The organism is Streptomyces sp. NPDC005393 (assembly GCF_040606675.1).
GTDB lineage: Bacteria > Actinomycetota > Actinomycetes > Streptomycetales > Streptomycetaceae > Streptomyces.
The window spans coordinates 433,693-457,077 of the sequence record NZ_JBEXFG010000002.1 but is presented as its reverse complement, the minus strand read 5'-3'; the positions used below and the strand labels follow the sequence as shown (position 1 = coordinate 457,077).

At 71.7% G+C, this 23,385-nt stretch carries 23 protein-coding genes and 1 pseudogene; 12 read left to right on the top strand and 12 right to left on the bottom strand.

Going from position 1 to position 23,385, the window contains the following annotated elements:
• Positions 1 to 81: 81 nt before the first annotated feature.
• The 7 genes from ABZS71_RS04460 (at position 82) to ABZS71_RS04430 (ending at position 5,253) form a co-directional block, all read left to right on the top strand.
• Entirely contained in the window at positions 82 to 912 is an 831-nt protein-coding gene (locus ABZS71_RS04460) for a helix-turn-helix domain-containing protein (protein WP_355859813.1), read from the top strand.
• Between the two features lie 62 nt (positions 913 to 974).
• On the top strand, positions 975 to 2,477 hold the full coding sequence (gene rimO / locus ABZS71_RS04455; RefSeq protein WP_356207515.1) for a 30S ribosomal protein S12 methylthiotransferase RimO: 1,503 nt from the start codon (positions 975 to 977) through the stop codon (positions 2,475 to 2,477).
• Complete coding sequence (pgsA, locus tag ABZS71_RS04450; RefSeq protein ID WP_355859817.1) at positions 2,474 to 3,106, top strand: CDP-diacylglycerol--glycerol-3-phosphate 3-phosphatidyltransferase; 633 nt, start codon at positions 2,474 to 2,476, stop codon at positions 3,104 to 3,106. Before rimO ends, pgsA begins: the two co-directional genes overlap by 4 nt.
• On the top strand, positions 3,103 to 3,654 hold the full coding sequence (locus ABZS71_RS04445) for a CinA family protein (protein ID WP_356207513.1): 552 nt from the start codon (positions 3,103 to 3,105) through the stop codon (positions 3,652 to 3,654). Before pgsA ends, ABZS71_RS04445 begins: the two co-directional genes overlap by 4 nt.
• Before the next feature lie 109 nt (positions 3,655 to 3,763).
• Complete coding sequence (locus ABZS71_RS04440; RefSeq protein ID WP_355859821.1) at positions 3,764 to 4,150, top strand: helix-turn-helix transcriptional regulator; 387 nt, start codon at positions 3,764 to 3,766, stop codon at positions 4,148 to 4,150.
• A gap of 148 nt (positions 4,151 to 4,298) precedes the next feature.
• Positions 4,299 to 4,772 carry a DNA starvation/stationary phase protection protein gene (locus tag ABZS71_RS04435; protein ID WP_355859823.1) on the top strand — a complete coding sequence of 158 codons (474 nt, stop codon included), beginning with the start codon at positions 4,299 to 4,301 and terminating at the stop codon, positions 4,770 to 4,772.
• Between the two features lie 151 nt (positions 4,773 to 4,923).
• Positions 4,924 to 5,253 (top strand): hypothetical protein, encoded by a 330-nt coding sequence (locus ABZS71_RS04430; RefSeq protein ID WP_355859825.1) that lies wholly within the window; start codon positions 4,924 to 4,926, stop codon positions 5,251 to 5,253.
• On the opposite strand, the pseudogene ABZS71_RS04425 reads toward ABZS71_RS04430, so the two are convergent.
• The 4 genes and pseudogenes from ABZS71_RS04425 to ABZS71_RS04410 all read right to left on the bottom strand — a co-directional run.
• Positions 5,201 to 5,515, bottom strand: a pseudogene (locus tag ABZS71_RS04425) (SDR family oxidoreductase); the annotation flags it as partial. The gene ABZS71_RS04430 and the pseudogene ABZS71_RS04425 sit on opposite strands and share 53 nt — an antisense overlap.
• 256 nt (positions 5,516 to 5,771) lie before the next feature.
• Positions 5,772 to 6,572, bottom strand: a complete 801-nt coding sequence (locus ABZS71_RS04420) for a DNA-formamidopyrimidine glycosylase family protein (RefSeq protein WP_355846192.1) — start codon at positions 6,570 to 6,572, stop codon at positions 5,772 to 5,774.
• A 10-nt stretch (positions 6,573 to 6,582) separates the two neighbouring features.
• On the bottom strand, positions 6,583 to 11,259 hold the full coding sequence (locus ABZS71_RS04415; protein WP_356207512.1) for an ATP-dependent helicase: 4,677 nt from the start codon (positions 11,257 to 11,259) through the stop codon (positions 6,583 to 6,585).
• Between the two features lie 134 nt (positions 11,260 to 11,393).
• Positions 11,394 to 12,368, bottom strand: coding sequence for a hypothetical protein (locus ABZS71_RS04410; RefSeq protein WP_356207511.1), 975 nt, complete (start codon positions 12,366 to 12,368; stop codon positions 11,394 to 11,396).
• A 78-nt stretch (positions 12,369 to 12,446) separates the two neighbouring features.
• Here ABZS71_RS04410 and ABZS71_RS04405 point away from each other — a divergent pair, with 78 nt between their 5' ends.
• The 4 genes from ABZS71_RS04405 to recX all read left to right on the top strand — a co-directional run bounded on the left by ABZS71_RS04405 (position 12,447) and on the right by recX (position 15,777).
• Complete coding sequence (locus ABZS71_RS04405) at positions 12,447 to 12,641, top strand: DUF3046 domain-containing protein (RefSeq protein WP_355846183.1); 195 nt, start codon at positions 12,447 to 12,449, stop codon at positions 12,639 to 12,641.
• Between the two features lie 80 nt (positions 12,642 to 12,721).
• Positions 12,722 to 13,906: an AI-2E family transporter gene (locus ABZS71_RS04400; protein WP_356207510.1), complete on the top strand. Its 1,185-nt coding sequence runs from the start codon at positions 12,722 to 12,724 to the stop codon at positions 13,904 to 13,906.
• Positions 13,907 to 14,043: 137 nt separating this feature from the next.
• Positions 14,044 to 15,171 carry a recombinase RecA gene (gene recA / locus ABZS71_RS04395; protein WP_356207508.1) on the top strand — a complete coding sequence of 376 codons (1,128 nt, stop codon included), beginning with the start codon at positions 14,044 to 14,046 and terminating at the stop codon, positions 15,169 to 15,171.
• Positions 15,172 to 15,174: 3 nt separating this feature from the next.
• Positions 15,175 to 15,777: a recombination regulator RecX gene (recX, locus tag ABZS71_RS04390; RefSeq protein WP_356207507.1), complete on the top strand. Its 603-nt coding sequence runs from the start codon at positions 15,175 to 15,177 to the stop codon at positions 15,775 to 15,777.
• A 69-nt stretch (positions 15,778 to 15,846) separates the two neighbouring features.
• Here the strand turns inward: recX and ABZS71_RS04385 are convergent, their stop codons facing one another.
• From ABZS71_RS04385 to ABZS71_RS04350, 8 genes are all read right to left on the bottom strand, one after another.
• Positions 15,847 to 16,233 carry a rhodanese-like domain-containing protein gene (locus ABZS71_RS04385; protein WP_355846174.1) on the bottom strand — a complete coding sequence of 129 codons (387 nt, stop codon included), beginning with the start codon at positions 16,231 to 16,233 and terminating at the stop codon, positions 15,847 to 15,849.
• A 4-nt stretch (positions 16,234 to 16,237) separates the two neighbouring features.
• The gene (locus ABZS71_RS04380) at positions 16,238 to 16,789 is read right to left on the bottom strand and encodes a cysteine dioxygenase (protein ID WP_355846171.1); all 552 of its coding nucleotides are present in this window, start codon (positions 16,787 to 16,789) and stop codon (positions 16,238 to 16,240) included.
• 61 nt (positions 16,790 to 16,850) lie between these two features.
• The gene (locus ABZS71_RS04375; RefSeq protein WP_309471148.1) at positions 16,851 to 16,940 is read right to left on the bottom strand and encodes a putative leader peptide; all 90 of its coding nucleotides are present in this window, start codon (positions 16,938 to 16,940) and stop codon (positions 16,851 to 16,853) included.
• A 118-nt stretch (positions 16,941 to 17,058) separates the two neighbouring features.
• Positions 17,059 to 18,786: an FAD-dependent monooxygenase gene (locus ABZS71_RS04370; RefSeq protein WP_356207552.1), complete on the bottom strand. Its 1,728-nt coding sequence runs from the start codon at positions 18,784 to 18,786 to the stop codon at positions 17,059 to 17,061.
• Positions 18,787 to 18,964: 178 nt separating this feature from the next.
• Entirely contained in the window at positions 18,965 to 19,900 is a 936-nt protein-coding gene (locus ABZS71_RS04365) for an amino acid ABC transporter permease (RefSeq protein ID WP_355846165.1), read from the bottom strand.
• Positions 19,897 to 20,544 carry an amino acid ABC transporter permease gene (locus ABZS71_RS04360; protein WP_356207505.1) on the bottom strand — a complete coding sequence of 216 codons (648 nt, stop codon included), beginning with the start codon at positions 20,542 to 20,544 and terminating at the stop codon, positions 19,897 to 19,899. Before ABZS71_RS04360 ends, ABZS71_RS04365 begins: the two co-directional genes overlap by 4 nt.
• 73 nt (positions 20,545 to 20,617) lie before the next feature.
• Entirely contained in the window at positions 20,618 to 21,526 is a 909-nt protein-coding gene (locus ABZS71_RS04355) for a glutamate ABC transporter substrate-binding protein (RefSeq protein ID WP_355846160.1), read from the bottom strand.
• 69 nt (positions 21,527 to 21,595) lie between these two features.
• Positions 21,596 to 22,372, bottom strand: coding sequence for an amino acid ABC transporter ATP-binding protein (locus ABZS71_RS04350; protein ID WP_356207503.1), 777 nt, complete (start codon positions 22,370 to 22,372; stop codon positions 21,596 to 21,598).
• A 285-nt stretch (positions 22,373 to 22,657) separates the two neighbouring features.
• On the opposite strand from ABZS71_RS04350, the gene ABZS71_RS04345 reads away from it, so the two are divergent.
• Positions 22,658 to 23,368 (top strand): response regulator transcription factor, encoded by a 711-nt coding sequence (locus ABZS71_RS04345; RefSeq protein ID WP_355846154.1) that lies wholly within the window; start codon positions 22,658 to 22,660, stop codon positions 23,366 to 23,368.
• The last annotated feature ends 17 nt before the right edge of the window (positions 23,369 to 23,385 follow it).

Here is a 23,385-nt window from a genome sequence, read left to right as displayed (position 1 = left end):
CGTCCTCCCGCTTGCCCCACCCTTTCGCCCCACCCCTAGACTGAACCTCCAGCAGGTGGCTCACGCTCGAAAGGCGCCCCCGTGTCCATCGGCAACTCTCCCGAAGACGGCAACTCCCCCGAAGACGACCGGCCTTCCGTCGGTCGCGCCCTCCAGCAGGCCCGTATCGCCGCAGGGCTGACCGTCGACGAGGTCAGTTCCTCGACCCGGGTGCGCACCGCCATCGTGCGGGGGATCGAGCAGGACGACTTCTCGCGCTGCGGTGGCGATGTGTATGCCAGAGGGCATATCCGTGTGCTCGCGCGCGCCGTCGGCCTCAATCCGGACGGTCTGATCGCGCAGTTCGACGCCGAACACGGCGGCCGGCCCACGCCGACCGCACCGGCGCCGCTGTTCGAGGCCGAGCGAATCCGTCCCGAGCCCCGGCGCCCCAATTGGACGGCCGCGATGGTCGCCGCGATCGTCGCCGTCGTCGGATTCGTCGGCTTCACGCTTATCAGTGGTGGCGACAAGGGCGACGGCGGGACGGTCGCCGAGAACTCCTCGTCGCCCAAGCCCAGCGCCTCCGCCCCCACCAACAGCGCCGCCCCCAGCAAGCCCGCCCAGCAGAAGCCCGAGCCGTCCGACAGCGCCATCGCGGGCGTCCCGGCGGACAAGGTCACGGTCAAGCTGACCGCCGAGGGCGGCCAGAGCTGGATCTCCGCCCAGGACCACAACGGGCGGCTGATCGGGGAGGGCGTGCTGCGGGAGGGTGACTCCAAGACGTTCAGTGACAGCAAGCGCATCGACCTGGTGCTCGGGAACGCCGGGGCGATCAAGCTGTTCGTGAACGGCAAGGAAGTGAAGAACGTGGGCACCAGCGGGGCGGTCCAGCGGCTGAGCTACACCAAGGGAGATCCCGAGGCGGGCTGAGCCGCCGGCGGTCCGGAGCCCTGCCAGCGGGGGCAGGGGCTGCGACAAAGTAGTCTGAGCCCATGCCCGAACGCCGCACTGTCGCCCTTGTCACCCTTGGCTGCGCCCGTAACGAGGTGGACTCGGAGGAGCTCGCAGGCCGCTTGGCGGCGGACGGCTGGGAGCTCGTCGAGGAAGCCGCCGACGCGGACGTGGCCGTCGTCAACACCTGTGGTTTCGTCGAAGCCGCCAAGAAGGACTCGGTCGACGCCCTGCTGGAGGCGCGAGACCTGAAGGACCACGGCCGTACCCAGGCCGTGGTGGCCGTCGGCTGCATGGCCGAGCGCTACGGCAAGGAGCTCGCGGAGGCGCTGCCCGAGGCCGACGGGGTGCTCGGCTTCGACGATTACGCCGATATCTCCGACCGGCTGCAGACCATCCTCTCCGGCGGCGTCCACGCCTCCCACACCCCCCGCGACCGCCGCAAGCTGCTGCCGATCAGCCCGGCCGAGCGGCAGGACGCCTCCGCCGTGGCGCTGCCCGGCCACGCCCAGGACACCCCGCCCGAGGATCTGCCCGCCGGTGTGGCCCCGGCCTCCGGGCCACGGGCCCCGCTGCGCCGCAGACTGGACAGCAGCCCGGTCGCCTCGGTGAAGCTGGCCTCCGGCTGCGACCGGCGGTGCTCGTTCTGTGCCATCCCGTCCTTCCGTGGCTCCTTCATCTCGCGCCGCCCCTCCGATGTGCTGGGCGAGACCCGCTGGCTGGCCGAGCAGGGTGTGAAGGAGGTCATGCTGGTCTCCGAGAACAACACCTCGTACGGCAAGGACCTCGGCGACATCCGGCTGCTGGAGACGCTGCTGCCGGAGCTCGCCGCGGTGGACGGCATCGAGCGGATCCGGGTCAGCTATCTGCAGCCCGCCGAGATGCGTCCCGGGCTGATCGACGTGCTGACCTCGACCGAGAAGGTCGCGCCGTACTTCGATCTGTCCTTCCAGCACTCGGCGCCGGGCGTGCTGCGGGCCATGCGGCGCTTCGGGGACACCGACCGGTTCCTGGAGCTGCTGGCCCAGATCAGAGGCAAGGCGCCGCAGGCGGGCGCCCGGTCGAACTTCATCGTCGGCTTCCCCGGCGAGACCGAGGAGGACCTGGCCGAGCTGGAGCGCTTCATCAGCGAGGCGCGGCTGGACGCGATCGGCGTCTTCGGGTACTCGGACGAGGACGGCACCGAGGCCGCCGGCTACGAGAACAAGGTCGACCCCGATGTGGTCGCGGAGCGCCTCGAGCACATCTCGCGGCTCGCGGAGGAGCTCACCGCCCAGCGGGCGGAGGAGCGGCTCGGCGAGATCGTCGAGGTGATGGTGGAGGAGATCGACGACACCGGGGCCGTCCTGGGCCGTGGCGCCCACCAGGCGCCGGAGACCGATGGCCAGACGCTGCTGAGCACCGGCGGGACACCGGCGGTGGGCCGTATGGTCGAAGCGAAGGTGATCGCGACGGAGGGAGTGGACCTCGTCGCGGAGCCGCTTGAGCCGCTTGAGCCGCTGGAGCGAAGCGGCGGCGGGTGTACCGAGGAGGCGGACAGATGACCGGCGTCCCGGCCTCCGCCGCGGGGGGCCACCACCGTCCGGCCGCGGCCGTCCGGCCCGCCGGACTGTGGAACATCGCCAACATCCTCACCATGGTGCGACTGCTCCTCGTGCCCGGGTTCGTGCTGCTGTTGCTGCACAACGGCGGATACGACCCGGCCTGGCGCGCCTTCGCGTGGGCGGCCTTCGCCGTCGCCATGATCACCGATCTCTTCGACGGTCATCTGGCCCGCCGGTACAACCTGGTCACCGACTTCGGCAAGATCGCCGACCCGATCGCGGACAAGGCGATCATGGGCGCGGCCCTGATCTGTCTGTCGGCCCTGTCCGATCTGCCCTGGTGGGTGACGGGCGTGATCCTCTTCCGTGAGATCGGGATCACCCTGATGCGGTTCTGGGTGATCAGGATCGGGGTCATCCCGGCCAGCCGCGGCGGGAAGATGAAGACCCTCGTGCAGGGCACGGCGGTCGGGATGTACATCCTGGCGCTGACCGGGCCGCTGGCCACGCTGCGCTTCTGGGTGATGGCCGTGGCCGTCGCGCTGACCGTCGTCACCGGTCTCGACTACGTCCGGCAGGCGATCGTGCTGCGCCGGGCCGGCCGCGCGGCGGAGGAGTGCGCGCAGTGAGCGGCGGCGCGGCGGCGCCCGGCGGGACGGCGTCCGGCCGGGGCGCGGCGGCCGAGGCGCTGGCGCTGCTGGAGCGGCGCGGGCAGACCGTGGCCGTCGCCGAGTCGCTCACGGGCGGTCTGGTGGCCGCCGAGCTGACCGCCGTGGACGGCGCGTCCCGCTCCTTCCGCGGCTCCGTGACCGCGTACGCCACCGACCTCAAGCACCGGCTGCTGGGCGTGGACGCCGCCCTGCTGGCCGAGCGCGGGGCGGTCGATCCGGAGGTGGCCCGGCAGATGGCCCGGGGCGTACGGCGTGCGCTGGGCGCCGACTGGGGCGTGGCGACCACCGGTGTGGCCGGTCCCACACCGCAGGACGGCCAGCCCGTGGGCACCGTCCACGTGGCGGTCGCGGGGCCCTCGGGCAGGATGGCCGGGGCCGCGCACAGGTTCGAAGGAGACCGCGCCGGAATCCGCGCACACAGCGTTCGTGCCGCAGTCAAGCTGCTGCTCAGCGAATTGATCGCAACAGCGGGGGCACAGGATACGGAACAATACGGCGGGATTTGATGTTTGCAGCCCTGAGTGAACACGACATCGCTCCCCGCACGGGCGCAGCCGGAGGCGGTACGGTGGTGCGTGAAGGATCCGGGTCCGAGGTCCGAGGAGGGAGCCAGCGATGATTCTGCTCCGTCGCCTGCTGGGTGACGTGCTGCGTCGGCAGCGCCAGCGCCAGGGCCGTACTCTGCGCGAGGTTTCCTCGTCCGCCCGAGTGTCGCTCGGCTATCTATCAGAGGTCGAGCGGGGGCAGAAGGAAGCCTCATCCGAGCTGCTGTCGGCGATCTGTGACGCCCTGGAGGTACGGATGTCGCAGGTCATGCGCGAGGTCAGCGATGAGCTGTCGCTCGCGGAGCTGGCGGAGTCGGCCGCGGCGACCGAGAAGGTGCCCGCGCCGATGCGGCCCATGCTCAATTCCGTCTCCGTGTCGTCCGTGACGGGCGTCCCGGAGGAGCGGGTGACCATCAAGTCGTCCACCGCGGATGCCGTGGACGTCGTGGCGGCCTGAGGGCCCGCATGGACGGTCCAGAAGCTCTGTGAGCCCCGGTCGGTATCCATACCGGCCGGGGCTCGATGTTTGTCCGGCCGTTTTCGGGTCACCTGGCTGATGAAAAGAGGTAATCAGGGGGGCTAAACGGTCGAAATGGAGGAAGTGGATGGCTGTGGTGAAGAGTCCGCTCGCGGAGGAGAACCTCAAGGTCGTCAGCGATGCCCTGCAAGGCGCCCTCGTTGACCTCGTCGACCTTCACCTGGTGGGCAAGCAGATCCACTGGACGGTCGTCGGCCCGCGTTTCCGTACGGTCCATCTGCAGCTCGACGAGGTCGTAGCGACAGCCAGGGAGCACGCCGACACGGTGGCGGAGCGGGCCTCGGCGATCGGGGTGGCTCCGGACGGCCGGGCCCAGACGGTCGCCGCGACCAGCGCCGTCGGCGCGGTCAAGGACGGCTGGACCGAGGACAAGGAAGCTGTACGGATTCTGGTCGACGCGCTCGCGGCCGTGATCGCGCGGATGCGGGAGCGCATCACCGCGACCGCCGACCCCGACCCGGTGACCCAGGACATTCTCATCGGGCTCACCCGTGACCTGGAGAAGCACCACTGGATGTTCCAGGCGGAGAACGGCGGCTAGCAGGCGGCCCGGCGCTTCGCTCTGGGTGCGCCGCGCGGCCCGACTGGGCAGACTGGGAGGAGCGCGAGCGTCCGACACGCGCTGACGTGCCTCCTGTGCGCCCTCCCGCCGTGTGCGAACAGGCGTCTAGCGTCGCCCGAAGGAGGCAGTCATGGCAGCCGTGGGAGGGGCCGACACCCGGGGCCGGAGGCCGGTCCGATGGGTGCTCGCGCTCGCTCTCGGCGGTGTGTGGTGGTGGTCCGTATTACGGCTGGCGGTGCAGCCGGGGGAGACCGGTCCGGTTGAGGGGGCGTTCGCGGTGGGCGGCTGGGGGCTGAGCCTGCTGCCGGTCCACTGCGGTCCCTCGCCCAGGACGCCCAGGAGCGACGGGCCCGGAGGCGGCGGCCCGCCGGGGATCGGTGGTGTGCCCGGAGGCGATGGCCAGAGGATCACCACGGCATCGTCAGTCCGCCATTCGGGCGCAGGATCCGGCCGGTCGTGAACGATGAGGCGTTGGACGCCGGACACAGCACCGTGTGCGCGATGTCATCCGGTTCGCCCACCCGCCCCAGCGGAGTGCGCCGCATCATGGGCTCCTCGGCCAGCCGTTGCTCCTCGTCGCTGTTCCGCTCGGTCATGGGCGTACGGACCCAGCCGGGAGCGACGGCGTTGACGCGGATGCCGTGGCGGCCCACCTCGGCGGCGAGGGTCCTGGTCAGCTGGTCCACGGTGGCCTTGGCGCCGCCGTAGCACAGCAGCCCCGGGGGTACGCCACGGCGCTGCTCTCCCGCGCGGGCGACTGCGGCGACTGCGGCGACGACATCGGCCGTGCCGCACTCGACCGCGCCTCGGCCGCGCTGCGCGCGGTGCTCGAGGCGGCCGGGCCGGGGGCGCACCATCTGGTGTGCAGCGTTCCGGCCGGCGCTACCTCGCTCGTGCCCGAAGTGCGGTGCGGCCCGTGAGGTCGTACGCCGTGACGGTCATGGGGCGACCGTACGACCATATCTGACGGGCCGTCAATTACCCTGGCGCGGACGGCTCCGGCTGGCAGCTCGGGCACCAGAAGGTCGTCCGCTCCTGGCCCGCACGACCCTGGTCGGCGACGCGCACCGGCGTACCGCAGCGTGGACAGGGGCGCCCCGGGCGGCCGTACACCCACAGCCGGCGGTCGCGGCGCGACTGGCCCGTGGTGACGCGGGCGCGCCGGTTCCTGTTGGCCTCCAGAAGCTCCTTGGCGAGGGCCACCAGGCGCTCGGGGGAGGGGACCTGACCGATCGGCAGCCAGGGGGAGAGTCGCAGCACAAAGCACAGCTCGGACTTGTAGACATTGCCGATTCCCGCGAGGTTGCGCTGATCCAGCAGCGCTTCGCCCAGCGGCCGGGACGGATCGGCGAGCAGTCGGCGCAGCGCCTCGTCCGGATCCCAGTCGGGGCCGAGCAGATCAGGGCCGAGATGGCCGACCACCCGGCCCTCGTCGGAGGTGCGGAGCAGTTCGAGGACGGGGAGGCGATAGCCGACGGCGGTGCGGTCGGCCGTGGTGAGGATGGCGCGGATCTGATGGTGAGGGCCGCCGCGCCAGCGCTCGCCGGGCCCGTACACCTCCCAGGCGCCGTCCATGCGCAGATGGGAGTGGAGGGTCAGCCCGCCCTCGACACGGGTCAGCAGATGCTTGCCGCGCGAGACGACCTCGATGACCCGACGGCCGGTGAGGTCGGCGGTCGCCAGACGGGGGACGCGCAGATCACAACCGGTGAGCGGCGATCCCGCGAGGGCGCCGTGCAGGCGCTGAGCCGTCTGCCAGACGTTGTCTCCTTCGGGCATGCCCGGCCTCTCAGGGGCGCAGCCGGAAGCCGCGGGGGGTCGGATGGAAGCCCGCGGCCTCCAGGACGCGGCCTATCGGCGAGGAGAGCGCATGGGTGCCGTTGACCCGCTCGACGGTGATCGCGCCCAGTCCGCCCGCGCGGGCGGACTGGGCCAGCGCCTCGACCGCGGCCCGGAGCCTGCCGTCGTCCTCGGGGGACGCGGCCTCGGCCTCGCCCGCGGGCCAGGCGAGCAGGGTCTTGCCGCCGCGCTCCATATAGAGGGCGAGCTCTCCGTCGACGAGCACCACCAGCGCTCCCGCCTTGCGGCCCGGCCGGTGGCTCGCGTCCGCGGGCGGATCGGGCCAGGGGAGGGCCGCGCCGTAGGCGTTGGCGGGGTCGGCCGAGGCGAGGACCACGGCGCGCTGGGAGGTGCGCCCCGGCTGACCGTCGAAGACGGGGCCGGCGGGGGCCGCCGAGCGGTCGCGGGCGGTGCTGACCGCGCGCAGCCGGTCGACCGCGCCGTCCATCGCGAACTGCGCCGCGCCCAGCCCCTCGACCACATAGCCGCGGCGCGCCTGGCCGGTCTCCTCGAACGCGGACAGCACCCGGTAGGCGGCGGAGAAGCCGCCCTCGACCCCCTCGGCAGCGACCGCCCCGCGTGTGACCACACCGTGCCGGTCCAGGAGGGTGTGTGCCAGGGCGTGCGCGCGGTGGGTGGGCTCGGACTCCCGCTCCGGCAGCAGGGACCAGCGTCCGGCGACGGTGGGCGGTCCGCCGCGCGAGGCGGTGGGACGGCCGGCGCGGCCCGTGAGGCCGCCGTAGCGCCCCCGGGGGACCGTGCGCTTGGCGCGGTGGGCGGTGGAGCCCGCCGTACGCCCGGAGCCGAGCAGGGAGCGGAGTGGGGCGAGGGTGTCGCCGGTGACCCGGCCGGACCAGGCCAGGTCCCACAGGGCCTCGGCGAGCTGGGGGTCCTGGAACTCGTGCCCGGCGGCGCGGACCTGCTCGGCGATCTGACGGAAGAAGAGACCGTAACCGCCGGCCAGGGCGTCGAGCACCGCCTGGTGGAGGGGGCTCATCTCCAGCGGATGCGGGGTGGGCAGAAGCAGCGGCGCGTTCTCGGCGAGATGGAGGGTGACCCAGCCGTCCTTGCCGGGCAGCGCCCCCGCCCCGGCCCAGACGACCTCCCCGGAGGCGGTGAGCTCGTCGAGCATCGTCGGGGAGTAGTCGCTGACCCGGGAGGGCAGGACCAGCTTCTCCAGCGCGGACGCGGGGAGCGGCGCACCCTGGAGCTGCTCGATCGCGCGCACCAGCCCGTCGATGCCGCGCAGGCTGTGAGTGCCCAGGTGCTGCCACTGGGGGAGGAAGGCGGCGAGCGCCGAGGGCGGCACGGGCTCGAGCTCATGGCGCAGGGCGGCCAGCGAGCGGCGCCGCAGCCGCCGTAGTACGGCCGCGTCGCACCACTCCTGGCCGATGCCGGCGGGGTGGAACTCACCTTGGACGACACGGCCGCTCGCGGCGAGGCGGTGCAGGGCGCCGTCGGTGACGGCCGCACCGAGGCCGAAGCGGGCGGCGGCCTGGGCGGAGGTGAACGGGCCGTGGGTGCGGGCGTAGCGGGCCAGCAGGTCGCCGAGCGGATCCTTGACCGGCTCGGTGAACGCCTCGGGGACGCCGACGGGCAGCGCCGTGCCGAGCGCGTCGCGCAGCCGCCCCGCGTCCTCGATGGCCGCCCAGTGGTCCTGGCCGGCGATCCGGACCCGGATGGCGCGCCGGGTCCGCGTCAGCTCCTCCGCCCACCCCGGCTCGGCGCCGCGCTCGGTGAGCTCGGCGTCGGTGAGCGGCCCGAGCAGCCGGAGGACGTCGGCGACGCCCTCGGTGTCCTTGACCCGGCGGTCCTCGCTGAGCCACTGCAGCTCGCGCTCCAGCTCGGCCAGGACATCCGCGTCGAGCAGCTCGCGCAGCTCGGCCTGGCCCAGCAGCTCGGCCAGCAGCCGCGAGTCGAGGGAGAGGGCGGCGGCGCGGCGCTCGGCGAGCGGGGAGTCGCCCTCGTACAGGAACTGGGCCACATAGCCGAAGAGCAGCGAGCGGGCGAACGGGGACGGCTCGGGGGTGGTCACCTCCACCAGCCGGACCCGGCGGGCCTCGATGTCGCCCATCAGCTCGGTGAGGCCGGGGACGTCGAAGACGTCCTGAAGGCATTCGCGGACGGCTTCGAGGACGATCGGGAAGGAGCCGAACTCGCTGGCCACCTGGAGGAGCTGTGCGGCCCGCTGGCGCTGCTGCCACAGCGGGGTGCGCTTGCCGGGGTCGCGGCGGGGCAGCAGCAGGGCGCGGGCGGCGCATTCGCGGAACCGGGAGGCGAACAGGGCAGAGCCCCCGACCTGGTCGGTGACGATCTGAGCGACCTCGCCCTTGTCGAAGGCGACATCGGCCGCGCCGACCGGGGACCGCTCGCCGTCGTACTCCGCGCCCTGCCGCACCGGGTCCACATCGAGCAGGTCGAGGCCCATCATCTCGGCGTCGGGCAGGCGCAGCACGATGCCGTCGTCGGCGTGCATCACCTGGGCGTCCAGCCCGTACCGCTCGGACAGCCGCGCCCCCAGCGCGAGCGCCCAGGGGGCGTGCACCTGGGCGCCGAAGGGGGAGTGGACCACCACACGCCAGTCGCCCAGCTCGTCGCGGAACCGCTCCACGACGATGGTGCGGTCGTCCGGCACATGTCCGCAGGCGCGGCGCTGCTCGTCGAGGTACGCCATGACATTGTCGGCGGCCCAGGCGTCGAGACCCGCGGCCAGCAGCCGCGCACGGGCGGCCTCGGGGGCCAGCGCCCCGACCTCCCGCAGGAACGCGCCCAGCGCACGGCCCAGCTCAAGGGGGCGGCCGAGCTGGTCGCCCTTCCAGAAGGGGAGCCGGCCGGGGACCCCGGGGGCGGGGGAGACCAGGACCCGGTCGCGGGTGATGTCCTCGATCCGCCATGAGGTGGTGCCGAGGGTGAACACATCGCCCACCCGCGACTCGTAGACCATCTCCTCGTCGAGCTCTCCGACCCGGCCGCCGCCCTTCTTGGGGTCCGCGCCGGCCAGGAAGACGCCGAACAGACCGCGGTCGGGGATGGTGCCGCCGGAGGTCACCGCGAGCCGCTGCGCCCCCGGCCGCCCGGTGACCGTATTGGCGACGCGGTCCCACACCAGACGCGGCCGCAGCTCCGCGAAGGCGTCGGAGGGGTAGCGGCCCGCGAGCATGTCCAGGACCGAGGTGTACGCCGACTCGGGGAGCGAGGCGAAGGGCGCGGCGCGGCGGACCAGGGCCAGCAGCTCGTCCACGTCCCAGGTGTCCATGGCCGTCATGGCGATGAGCTGCTGGGCGAGCACGTCCAGCGGGTTGGCGGGCACCCGCAGCGACTCGATGGCGCCCTCGCGCATCCGCTCGGTGACCACCGCCGCCTGCACCAGGTCGCCGCGGTATTTCGGGAAGACCACGCCGGTGGAGACCGCCCCCACCTGGTGGCCGGCCCGGCCCACCCGCTGCAGACCGGAGGCCACCGACGGCGGCGACTCGACCTGGACGACCAGGTCCACCGCGCCCATGTCGATGCCGAGCTCCAGGCTGGAGGTGGCGACGACCGCGGGCAGCCGCCCGGCCTTCAGATCCTCCTCGACCAGCGCCCGCTGCTCCTTGGACACCGAGCCGTGGTGCGCGCGGGCGAGCAGCGAGGGCGCCCCAGTGGCCGCGCCCGCCCCGCCCATCAGCTCGGCGGGGGAGTGGTCCTCGGGAAGAGCCTCCCCGGTGGCCCGCTCGTAGGCGATCTCGTTGAGCCGGTTGCACAGCCGCTCGGCCAGGCGGCGGGAGTTCGCGAAGACGATCGTGGAGCGGTGGTCCTGAACGAGATCGGCGATCCGCTCCTCCACATGGGGCCAGATGGACGGCCGCTCGCCCTTCTCTCCGTCCTGGACGGGGGAGCCGCCCAGCTCGCCCAGGTCCTCGACCGGGACGACCACCGACAGGTCGAATTCCTTGCCCAAGGGTGGCTGGACGATCTTCGCCTTCCGCTGTGGCGACAGAAAGCGGGCCACCTCGTCCACCGGCCGCACGGTCGCCGACAGCCCGATCCGCCGGGCGGGGCGCTCGAGCAGCTCGTCGAGCCGCTCCAGGGACAGCGCGAGGTGGGCCCCGCGCTTCGTCCCCGCGACGGCGTGCACCTCGTCAAGGATCACCGTCTCCACGCCGCGCAGCGCCTCCCGCGTGGCGGAGGTGAGCATCAGGAACAGCGACTCGGGCGTGGTGATGAGGATGTCCGGCGGCCGGGTGGCCATGGCGCGGCGCTCGGCGGCCGGGGTGTCGCCGGAGCGGATGCCCACCCGGATCTCCGGCTCGGGCAGGCCCAGCCGCACGGCTTCCTGGCGGATACCGGTGAGCGGGCTGCGGAGATTGCGCTCGACGTCCACCGCCAGGGCCTTCATCGGGGAGACGTACAGCACCCGGCAGCGCTTCTTGGACTCGGCGGGCGGAGGCTCGGCGGCCAGCTGGTCCAGGGCCGCCAGGAAGGCGGCCAGGGTCTTGCCCGAACCGGTCGGCGCGACGACCAGCGCGTCCGACTCCTCGCCGATCGCCCGCCACGCGCCTTCCTGCGCGGCCGTGGGCGCGCTGAAAGCGCCCGTGAACCACCCGCGGGTGGCCGGGGAGAATGCGTCGAGTGCCGGACTTGCCATGCCCTCCATCGTGCACCTGACCACTGACAATGGGCGGATTCGCAGGTCAGAGGCGGTGGCCGGAGATCGCCGGCCCCGCCGTCCGGGCCCTGCTGTCCGGGCCCTGCCACCGTCCGGACGCCGGGGCGCGGCCCTCAGACCGCCCGGCCGTACGCCCGCAGCGTCAGCAGTGCCTCCACCGTCACCACCGGTCGCCACTCCAGCGCGGTCCCCGGAGCCCAGGCCCGCCGGCGCACGGGCCAGCCGCCGTCCTCCCGCTGCGCGGCCGCCAGGAAGTCCAGCGACCGCTCCACCTCGGCGTCGGTGAACCAGCGGCGGGCGAGCGAGCCGGGCCTACGGGCGACATCGTGCACACAGGTGTACTCGCCGGGGCCGTACCCCGGCGGCAGCGGGCAGTCGTCGGTGTCCTCGGGGTCCACCACCACCAGCCGCTGCTCGCGCACCCGGCGGCCGAGCCGCTCGGCCGCCGCCTCGGCGCGCGCCCGGTCCGGCGTGCCGTCGAGGAAGGCGACGGCCGCCCCCACTTCGTACGGATGCGTCGGCGCGCCCTCCTCCAGCGCCGCGACCGCCGCCCAGCAGAAGTCCGTGGCCCGGAACAGCCAGGCGTGCCACACCTCGTTGCGGTGCAGCAGCCCCACCACCGGCCCAGTGGTCAGCAGAGCGCTCGGCGGATCGTCGGCCAGTGGGATCCAGGGGGCCGCCGGATAGCCGCGCAGCGAGGGGTGGCACGCGGGCAGCGCGCCGTCCGGGGTGGAGACGGCCGTCAGATAGCGGCACAGCCGCTCCACCCGCTGCCCGCCGCAGCGCCCGATCCCGTCGAGCACCCGTAACGCGTGCGCGGCGTGCAGCGGCTGGCTGACCGGACCGCGCAGATCCGGCTCCAGCGCGTGGCCGTAGCCCCCGTCGGGCCCCAGGTACGCGGCCAGCGCGGTCTCCACCGCTTCAGCACCGGCGCCCCGGAAGTGATAGGCGAATCTGCGCTGCTCCAGCACCCGGGCGGTCAGCCAGACGAACCGCTCGGCGCGGGACAGCACGGAGGACGGTGACGAGGCCGCCGAGGCCGCCGAGGGCGACGACGGCGAGGAGGGGAGGCTTGCGGATCGATCCATGAACAGACCGTAGGCCGGAAAACACCATCGGTAGGGGGCTCGCGCTCCGGTGCACCCCGGGAGCGCGATACTGGTCACATGCGGTTGACGGACTTCTGGCAGCGGATGGCGGATCACTTCGGCGCGGCCTACGCCGACTCCTTCGCGCGCGATCATGTGATGTCCCAACTCGGCGGCCGGACCGTGCACGAGGCGCTCGACGCCGGCTGGAGCGCCAAGGACGTCTGGCGCGGGGTGTGCGCCGCGATGGAGGTCCCGCACGACAAGCGCTGAGCGGCCCCCGGGCCGCGCCCGGGCGACCCGGATCCAGGGGTGGCCGGTTTTCTTCGGCCGAGGTACGCCACACTTGCCCCGTGGCCCCGACCGAAGAGACCATCTCGTCCGACGCCGACGACACCCCGACCGCTGCTCGGGCCTCCGCGCGCATGCCGCGCTGGCTGCCGCGCGCCATGGTGCTCGCGCTCGCGCTGGTGGCCTGTTATCGGCTGGCCACCTGGGCCTTCGACCAGCTCACCGGGCTGCTGCTGAACATCCTGATCGCGTTCTTCCTGGCACTGGCGATAGAGCCCGCCGTGGACCGCATGGCCGCGCGCGGTATGCGCCGGGGGCTCGCCACGGGGCTGGTCTTCCTCGGCATCCTTATTGGCACCGCGGGCTTCTTCACCCTGCTCGGCTCGATGCTCGCCGACCAGATCATGACCATGGTCGCGGACTTCCCCAAGTACCTCGACAAGGTCGTCAGGTGGGTCAACGAATCCTTCCACACGCATCTGTCGCGCCTGGAGATCCAGGACAGCCTGCTGCACTCCGACTGGCTGCAGAGCTACGTCAAGAACAGCGCCGACAATGTGCTGGACGTATCCACACAGGTGCTCGGCGGGTTGTTCAAGGTCCTGACGGTGACCCTGTTCGCCTTCTACTTCGCTGCCGACGGCCCCCGGCTGCGCCGCGCCCTGTGCTCCGTACTGCCGCCGACCCGGCAGGTCGAGGTGTTGCGCGCCTGGGAGATCGCGGTCGCCAAGACCGGCGGCTACATCTACTCACGCGGGCTGATGGCGCTGATCTCCGGTGTCGCCCACTACATCCTGCTGGAGAGCCTGGGCGTGCCCTACGCCCCGGCGCTCGCCGTCTGGGTGGGTCTGATCTCGCAGTTCATCCCGACCATCGGCACCTATCTGGCGGGCGCCCTGCCGATGCTGATCGCGTTCACCGTGAACCCCTGGTACGCGGTCTGGGTGCTGGTCTTCGTCGTGATCTACCAGCAGTTCGAGAACTATCTGCTGCAGCCGAGGATCACCGCGAGGACGGTGGACATCCATCCGGCCGTCTCCTTCGGATCGGTCATAGCGGGCACCGCGCTGCTCGGCGCGGTGGGCGCGCTGATCGCGATTCCGGCCACCGCGACGCTCCAGGCGTTCCTCGGCGCGTACATCAAGCGCTACGACGTCACGGACGATCCGCGAGTGCACGGGCGGACGCGGCGGCGCGGGGCGTCGGCGCTCGCGCGGATGCGGAACGCGCTGGCGCGGCGTAGTTGACACAAAAATCGAACATCCATTCTGATGGAAGCCCGGCCCGGTTATCCACAGGCAGAGGACGTCAGGGCCGCTTGTCAGTGGCAGGCGCTAGCGTCATGGACGTGAAGCGATCGACTCAAGCAAACCGGGTGGAACCCATGGCAGGAAACGACCGCGAGAAGGCGCTCGACGCCGCGCTCGCGCAGGTTGAACGGCAATTCGGCAAGGGCGCCGTGATGCGCATGGGCGACCGGCCGAACGACCCCATCGAGGTGATCCCCACCGGGTCGACCGCTCTCGACGTCGCCCTCGGCGTGGGCGGTCTGCCACGCGGCCGCGTGGTGGAGGTCTACGGTCCGGAGTCCTCCGGTAAGACGACCCTGACCCTCCATGCGGTGGCCAACGCCCAGCGGGCGGGTGGCACGGTCGCCTTCGTGGACGCGGAGCACGCCCTCGACCCGGACTACGCGCAGAAGCTGGGCGTGGACACCGACTCGCTGATCCTGTCCCAGCCGGACAACGGCGAGCAGGCGCTCGAGATCGTGGACATGCTGGTCCGCTCCGGCGCTCTCGACCTCATCGTCATCGACTCCGTCGCGGCGCTGGTGCCGCGCGCGGAGATCGAGGGTGAGATGGGCGACTCCCACGTCGGTCTCCAGGCCCGGCTGATGAGCCAGGCGCTCCGCAAACTCACCAGTGCGCTCAACCAGTCCAAGACCACCGCGATCTTCATCAACCAGCTGCGCGAGAAGATCGGTGTCATGTTCGGCTCCCCGGAGACGACGACCGGTGGCCGGGCGCTGAAGTTCTACGCCTCGGTCCGTATCGACATCCGTCGCATCGAGACCCTCAAGGACGGCACGGACGCGGTCGGCAACCGCACCCGCTGCAAGGTCGTCAAGAACAAGGTCGCGCCGCCCTTCAAGCAGGCCGAGTTCGACATCCTCTACGGCCACGGCATCAGCCGCGAGGGCGGTCTGATCGACATGGGCGTCGAGCACGGCTTCGTCCGCAAGTCCGGCGCCTGGTACACCTACGAGGGCGACCAGCTGGGCCAGGGCAAGGAGAACGCCCGTAACTTCCTGAAGGACAACCCCGATCTCGCGAATGAGATCGAGAGGAAGATCAAGGAAAAGCTCGGCATCGGCGTGAAGCGCGAGGAGCCGGCCGCGGAGCCCGGCGCGGACGCGGCGGGTGTGGCCGCCGCGGCGCCGGTGAAGGCCGCGCCCGCCCCGGCGGCCAAGTCCGGGGCGAAGGCGGCCAAGACCGCCACGGCCAAGAGCTGATCCATGACACGGCGGACCGACTGGCCGGACGGCGCCGGCCGTCCGGAGCGTCAGGCCGGCGGCGCCCCCTCCTCGTCGAGGGCCGAGCAGGGGTCGCCGCCCGGCCCGGAGGAGCAGGCGCGGGCGATCTGCCTGCGCCTGCTCACCGGGACCCCGCGCACCCGTAAGCAGCTCGCGGACGCGCTGCGGACCCGGGGCATCCCCGATGACGCGGCGCAGGAGGTGCTGTCCCGGTTCGAGGACGTCGGGCTGATCGACGACGCGGCGTTCGCCGGCGCCTGGGTGGAGTCCCGGCACCACAGCCGGGGGCTCGCCCGCCGGGCGCTCGCCCGTGAGCTGCGGACCAAGGGAGTCGACTCCGCGCTGATCGATGACGCCGTGGGACAGCTCGACGCCGATCAGGAGGAGCGGACCGCCAGCGAGCTGGTCGAGCGCAAGCTACGGGCAACCCGCGGCCTCGACCGGGAGAAGCGGCTCCGTCGCCTCGCCGGAATGCTGGCCCGCAAGGGCTACTCCGAGGGCCTGGCGCTGCGGGTCGTGCGGCGCGCGCTGGAGGAGGAGGGGGAGGACCCGGAGCTGCTGGAGCACCATCTCCCTGATCTCTGACTTCTGACCTCTGACCTCTGAGCGGGGGCCACTTCGGGCGCGGCACCCCAGCGGGCTGACGCCGTGGGTCTACCGGACAGGGAGGCCTGCCGCGCGCCACGCCTGGAAGCCGCCGACCAGGTCGGTCGCCCGTGCCAGCCCCAGCTGTCGCAGCGAGACCGCGGCGAAGCTCGACGCGTAGCCCTCGTTGCACACCACCACGACCCGCAGATCGTGGTGGGTCGCCTCGGGCAGCCGGTGGTCGCACTGCGGATCGAGCCGCCACTCCAGCTCGTTCCGCTCGACGATCAGCGCCCCCGGTATCGTGCCGTCGCGCTCCCGCAGCGCCGCGTACCGTATGTCCACCAGCAGCCCGCCCGCGGCCTGCGCCGCCGCGGCCTCGGCGGGGCCGAGGCGGTCGAGGCCCTCGCGGGCCTCGGCCAGCAGCTCGTCCACGCTCCGCTTGGTCACACCCATCGCGTTATCCCCACTCCTCCGGCCGCTCGACCTGCTCCAGCCGCAACACCTGACCCGTGCGGCTGTAACGCCTCATCAGCGGCAGCGGCGGATAGTAGGCGTGCACGGACACCGCATGCCGGGTGGGCGACGGATTGATCACCTCATGGACATGATGCGGGCCGAAGGCCCGGCCCTGCCCGGCGGGCAGCCGTCGCTCGCGGTCCATCTCATCGGCCAGTTCAAGGGTCTTCCAGCCCTCGGTGGGCAGCCGCGCGGCGAGCGACTGCTCGTTCAGCTCACCGGCCGCCGCGACGAAGGCGCCATGTGAGCCGCCGTGGTCGTGCCAGCCGGTCCCGGTGCCTGGAGGCCAGCCGATCAGCCATGCCTCGCTGCCGCCCGGACCCTCCAGCCGCAGCCAGGTGCGGCCCTCGGGATCGAGCGGAAGCGAGGCGACGAGCGCGGCGTCGGCGGCGGTGCGGCGGGCGAAGTCGAGCAGTTCGGCGGCGCTGGGCGGAGTGGCGAAGCCGGAAGCGGGGCGCGCGGCAGTGGGGGAGGAAGTGCGTACGTCGGGCACAGAGACCGTCCTGAGTGATCGCGAAAGGGGCGCGGCCGGGCCGCGCCCGAGAGAAGGCGGATCAACAGGACGGACGACACACACAGCCCGCGTAGCGGACGAGGTCCAGATGGACCCTCCGCCAGAAGCGAGGCAGGCAGGTGTCAGTCACGCTCCGCAGTGAAGCACGCGCCCGAAGGGAAGGTCAACCTCACCAGCTCGTGGCCACCACGCGCGCGCCGGAGCGAGATCCCGGCGCTCGCATACACCGGCGCGTCGCGTACACCGCACTACCGGCGGGCCGTCACCTCCGCGTCCCTCAACGGCGCACCCCGCGCGGCGTCCCCGCCCCGCGCCGCGTCCGCGCACGCGTACAGCTCGCTCGGCCGCACCCCGGACAGCGCCGCGGCGAGATGGCCGTCCGGCCGCACCAGCAGCACGGTGTGGGCGGGGGCGCCCGGGTACTCCTCGGCGACCAGCAGCTCGGTCCGTACCGGCAGCGCCGCGACCGCCGCCGCCAGCCGGGGCATCAGTCCGGCGCGCACCCAGTGGCGGCGCTCCCACACCCCGGTCCCCGGGGCGACCAGCACCACGAGCAGCTCCCTGCCCAGCCGCTCGCGCAGCCGTACGAGCGAGCCGTCCGGTGCGGTCACCGGCACATCGGCGACCGCCGCCCCGGTCGCCGTGCCCACCGTGACCGAGCCCTCCGGGGGAGCCGCGGGGGCCAGTGGCGAGCGTCCGTAGATCGGTGGCGCGCCCAATGGGCCGCGCCCGAGGTGACCGTCGGTGAGCAGCGCGTCATGGCTGCGCGCCCCGCCGGGCAGGACGGTGCGCCGTACCGCGTGCCAGCCGCCGGCCGCCCGTACCAGCGGCAGCGCCTGGTCCGCCGCGCGCAGCCGGGCGCCGACGGCTCCACGCCGCTCCGCCTGGTAGCTGTCGAGCAGCGCGTCCGAGGCCCCGTGGTGCCAGGCGAGGGACAGCTTCCAGGCGAGGTTCCCGACGTCCCGCAGCCCTTCCTCCAGCCCCTGGGTGCCGAGCGCGCCGAGCAGATGGGCCGCGTCCCCGGCCAGAAAGGCGCGGCCGACGCGCCAGCGGCGCGCGAGCCGGTGGTGCACGGTGTGCACGCCGGTGTCCAGAAGCTCATAGGGGATCGCGGAATCCCCGCACCACCCCGCGAGGGTGTCGCGCACCCGAACCAGCAGGGCGTCGGGGGTGACGAGATCGCGGCCGGGCGGCAGCAGCCAGTCGATCCGCCACAGTCCGCGGGGCAGCGGGCGGGCGGTCACCTCGGCGTCGATGCTGCGCCATGGTGGCGAGCGGTGCAGTAGGGCCTCACCGGGCCAGGGGAGTTCGGCGCGCAGCGCCGCGACCGCATGCCGCTCCACCGCCGTACGGCCCGGGAAGCGCACGCCGAGGACCTTGCGGACGGTGGACCGCGGCCCGTCGCAGCCGACCACGTAGCTGCCGCGCCACCAGGTGGCCTGGGCGCCCCGGGTGCGGACGCTGACCCCGTGGGCGTCCTGCTCCAGGGTGTCGAGCCGGGTGCCGGAGACGATCCGGACCAGGTCCTCGTCGCCGATGGCGGCCAGCGATGCCCGCAGTGCCCGGGTGAGCTCGTGCTGCGGCAGATGCAGCGGCGAGGGCGTCGGCGTGTCCGTCTCCTCGTCCTCCGGCGGCCCGCCGTGGGCGCCGTCCGCGGCGTCCGGGACGTCCGGGAAGCCGATGGAGCGCCCGGTGCCGCCGAAGGGGCTGCCGGGCGTGAGAGGCAGTTGCCGCACCAGCTGCCGCCGCCGCATGGTGCGCCATCCGGCCCACGGCTCCGCGCGGGCGGCGGCCCGGCAGCCCAGCCGCTCCAGCAGGGCGGCGGTGTCCGGGCGCAGCACGACGGTGCGGGCGAGGCGGCTCTCGTCGCCGCCCGCGGATTCGTCCAGCAGTACGACGGGCACGTCGAGGCGGGCGAGTGCGAGGGCCAGGGTGAGGCCGACCGGGCCCGCCCCGGCGACGATCACCGGGTCCACGGTGCGGTTCCTGTGGCCCTGCGGGTCGTACATGACGTACGGAAACTGGCAGTTGAAACCCGGTGAGCGATCACAGAAAGCATGCAACCGACTGCGGGTGCCCGCGTCAAGCGACGAAAGGCGGTGGCGCGTACGCCACCGCCCCCAGGGCCCCTCGTCTCCCTCGGATCGTCGTGTCTCAGTTCGCCTCGACGACCGGCGTGTCCGCCGTGGACTGGTCGATGGCGTCCAGCGCGCCGGCTGCCGCGAGCGGCTGGGCGGCGCCGGCGACCGGGATGCCGGTCTTGGCGCGCCGGCCGCGCCGCTCGATCCAGCCGGCGAGGGAGGAGAGGGCCAGACACATCGCGATATAGATGGCACCACCGACGATGATCACGGGGACATAGGTGTCGTTGCCGTTGACGACGGTGTTCCCGGCCAGCTGCTGGAGCTGGAACAGCAGCTCCTGATAGGTGATCACATAGCCGAGCGAGGTGTCCTTCAGCGTCACCACGAGCTGGCTGATGATGGTCGGGAGCATCGCCCGGACGGCCTGCGGGACCAGGACCGTCAGCATGACCTGTGTCTTGCGCATGCCCAGGGCGTACGCGGCCTCGCCCTGGCCCTTGGGCACCGCGTTGATGCCTGCCCGCAGTACTTCGGCCTGCACCGATCCGTTGTAGACGGTCAGTCCGATGACCAGGGCCCAGAAGCCGGTGCCGTCACCGCTGAGGCCCAGCTCGGACCGGTAGGTGAGGAAGAGCACCCACAGCACGTAGATGGTGATCAGCAGCGGGATGGCCCGGAACAGCTCGATGAAACCGGTCGCGAGCCGGCGGACGGCCTTGTGGTCCGAGAGCCGGCCCACGGCGAGTACCACGCCCAGCACCAGCGAGAGCACCGCCGCCACGGCGAACACCTTGAGGGTGGTGACCACGCCGTCGCGGATGCTGGTCCGCACTCCCGCGTAGTTGAAGATGTCCCACATCTCCGGCGCGAACTGGCCCTTGGCGTTCAGGCGCAGCACGGCGAAGACGATCACCCCGAGGACGGCGAGGGAGCCGACGACGGAGTAGACGCGGTTGCGGACGCGGGCCTTGGGGCCGGGCGCGTCGTACAGGACGCTCGAGCTCATCGGGCCACCTCCAGGCGGCTCTCCAGCAGTCGGAAGACACCGCTGATGGTGAAGGTGATGATCAGATAGCAGAGAGCGGTCCAGAGGAAGATCCAGCCGATCGCGAAGCCCTTGTCACTCAGCAGCTTCGAGACATTGAACAGCTCGGTGTTGCTGAACGCCCCCGCGATGGCCGAGTTCTTGGTGAGCGCGATGAAGATGCTGCTCATGGGGGGAACCACGGTCCGGGTGGCCTGCGGAAGGACGATCAGCCGCAGGGTCTGGAAGAAGGTCATCCCGAGGCTGCGCGCCGCCTCCGCCTGGCCGAGCGGCACGGTGTTGACACCGGACCGCACGGCCTCGCAGACGAAGGACGACGTATAGCAGCCCAGCGCCCCCATCGCGAGAACGAAGGGACTCGTTCCCGGGAAGAAGATCTGCGGGGCCACGAAGAACGCGATCAGGAACAGCAGGGTCAGCGGGGTGTTGCGCAGCAAGGTGACCCACGCCGTGCCGAACGCGCGCAGCGGCGGTATGGGGGACACCCGGAAGCCGGCTATGAGAATGCCCAGGACGAGAGCGAGCGCCGCACTGGCCGCCGTGATGGCGAGGGTTCCGAGGAACCCCTCACGGAACTGGGGCAAATGATCGAGGAGTACGTTCATCGATTCTCCGCGGTAGCGGTCAGGTCAGCGGCGTGCGGAGCGCACCGGCTTCGAGGGCGAACGGGGAACCTGCTCAGTAGCGGGGCAGGGGGGTCTTCGGCGCGACGTAGGAGGAGCCGGACTTGCCGAGCGTGCCTTCGTACGCCTTCTTGTAGTCACCGTTCTTGATGTGCTTCTCGAGCGAGTCGGTGATCGCGTTCCGCAGCGCCTTGTCGTTCTTGTTCATGCCGACGCCGTAGGGCTCCTCGGTGAACGGCTTGCCGACCACCTTGAGCTTGCTCGGACGCTGGGCCGCGTAGCCCTTGAGGATCGCGTCATCGGTGGTGACCGCGTCGACCTGGCCGTCGAGCAGCTGCTTGACGCAGAGCGAGTACTTGCTCAGCTCGGTGGTCTTGGCGCCGTACTTCGGCTTCTTGATCTCCTGGAGCGGAGTGGAGCCGACGATGGAGCAGACCTTCTTGCCCTTGAGGCTGTCCGGACCCGTGATGCCCTTCTCGTCCTTGCGGATCAGCAGATCGGCGCCGGCCTGGTAGTACGGGCCCGCGAAGCCGACCTGCTTCTTGCGCTCGTCGTTGATGGTGTAGGTGCCGACGTAGTAGTCGACCTGGCCCTTGGAGATGGAGGTCTCGCGGACGTTGGAGTCGACCGTCTTGAAGGTGATCTGGTCCGCGGAGAAGCCGAGGTCGGCGGCGACCATCTTGGCGATCTCGATGTCGAAGCCGGAGCGCTTGCCCTCGGTGTCCACGAAACCGAGGTAGGGCTGGTCGGCCTTGGCGCCGATGACGATCTTGCCGCGCTTCTGCGCCGCCTTCAGGGTCGGCGAGTCCAGCTTCACGTCCTTGGCGACGGTGTACTTGCCGCTGTGGACTTCGCCGCCCTTCGGCTTGTCGCCGGCGGCGCCCTTCTCGCCGCCACAGGCGGTCGCCGTCGCGGTCAGCGCGAGAATCACCGTGGCCGCCGCGGCCGTCTTACGAATGCTCATGGTGCCCATCCCTCTTGGTTCGGTACGTAGTGGCGGAACGTGGTGGCGGCCCGCTGAGCCACCGCGGGCTCAGTGGTGAAGGATCTTCGACAGGAAGTCCTTGGCCCGGTCACTGCGGGGGTTGTTGAAGAACTGGTCAGGCTCGGCCTCTTCGACGATCCGGCCGTCGGCCATGAAGACCACCCGGTTCGCGGCGGAGCGCGCGAAGCCCATCTCATGGGTGACGACGATCATCGTCATGCCGTCTCGGGCGAGCTGCTGCATGACCTCCAGCACCTCGTTGATCATCTCCGGGTCGAGCGCTGAGGTCGGCTCGTCGAAGAGCATCACCTTCGGGTCCATGGCCAGGGCACGGGCGATGGCCACGCGCTGCTGCTGGCCGCCGGACAGCTGGGCGGGGTACTTGTCCGCCTGGGCGCCCACGCCCACCCGGTCGAGCAGCGTGCGGGCCTTCTCCTCGGCGGCCTTCTTGTCCGCCTTACGGACCTTGACCTGGCTCAGCACCACGTTCTCGAGCACCGTCTTGTGCGCGAAGAGGTTGAAGGACTGGAAGACCATGCCGACATCCGCGCGCAGCCGGGCGAGCTCCTTGCCCTCCTGGGGCAGCGGCTTGCCGTCGATCGTGATGCTGCCGGCGTCGATCGTTTCCAGCCGGTTGATGGTGCGGCACAGCGTGGACTTGCCGGATCCGGACGGCCCGATGACGACGACCACTTCGCCCCGGTTTATGGTCAGATCGATGTCCTGGAGCACATGCAGCGCGCCGAAGTGCTTGTTGACTCCTGACATCGCGACCAACGCGTTCGCCACCGGTGTGGCGTCCTTGGTCACCGATACTTCGCTCATCGGCGTCTCGCTCCATCCTCCTCGGTTGGGAGGACCTTAATGAGCCGCCGCGACCAGCGTCATTACATCTGAGCTGAAATTGAGCATAACGATCTGGCTTCGACCTGGCACTCTGTGTAAACGAGGCGAGGGCGTGGCGTACCGGCTACATAACGGAAACCACCATGTGACCGAATGCGTCTTGACGGGTGCGCGCCGATCGGAGTGGATGCCCTGTGGCCATGAATCGTGGCCATGGAGTCCGGGGCGCGCGTCCCCCTGATACGGGAAGGTGGCGGAGGGCCGGTGAGACTGCTGCTCGTCGAGGACGACAACCACGTCGCCGCGGCCCTGTCGGCAGTGCTCTTCCGGCACGGCTTCGAGGTCACGCACGCCCGGAGCGGTGAGGAGGCACTGCAGGCGCTGCTGCCCGACTCGGGCGAGCCCTTCGGCGTCGTACTCCTGGACCTCGGGCTCCCGGACCAGGACGGTTTCGAGGTGTGCGGCCGGATCCGCAAGCGCACCGCCACGCCCGTGATCATGGTGACCGCCCGCGCGGACGTACGTTCCCGCATACACGGACTCAACCTCGGCGCCGACGACTATGTGGTCAAGCCGTACGACCCCATGGAGCTGCTGGCCCGCATCCATGCCGTCAGCCGCCGGACCGTCACCCACGACTCCGGTACGGGCGGCGACGAGCCGGCGGACGGGCCCGAGCCGCCGCTGCGGCTCGGCTCGGTGACCATCGAGCTGCCCACCCGCCAGGTCTCGGTCGACGGCGCGACCGTCTCCCTGACCCGTAAGGAGTTCGACCTGCTCGCGCTGCTCGCGCAGCGCCCCGGGGTGGTCTTCCGACGTGAGCAGATCATCAGCGAGGTGTGGCGCACCAGTTGGGAGGGGACCGGGCGCACCCTGGAGGTGCATATCGCCTCGCTCCGCTCCAAGCTGCGGATGCCCGCCCTGATCGAGACGGTCCGCGGCGTGGGCTACCGCCTCGTGGCTCCGGCCGGCTGAGCGGCCAGGGCCGACCC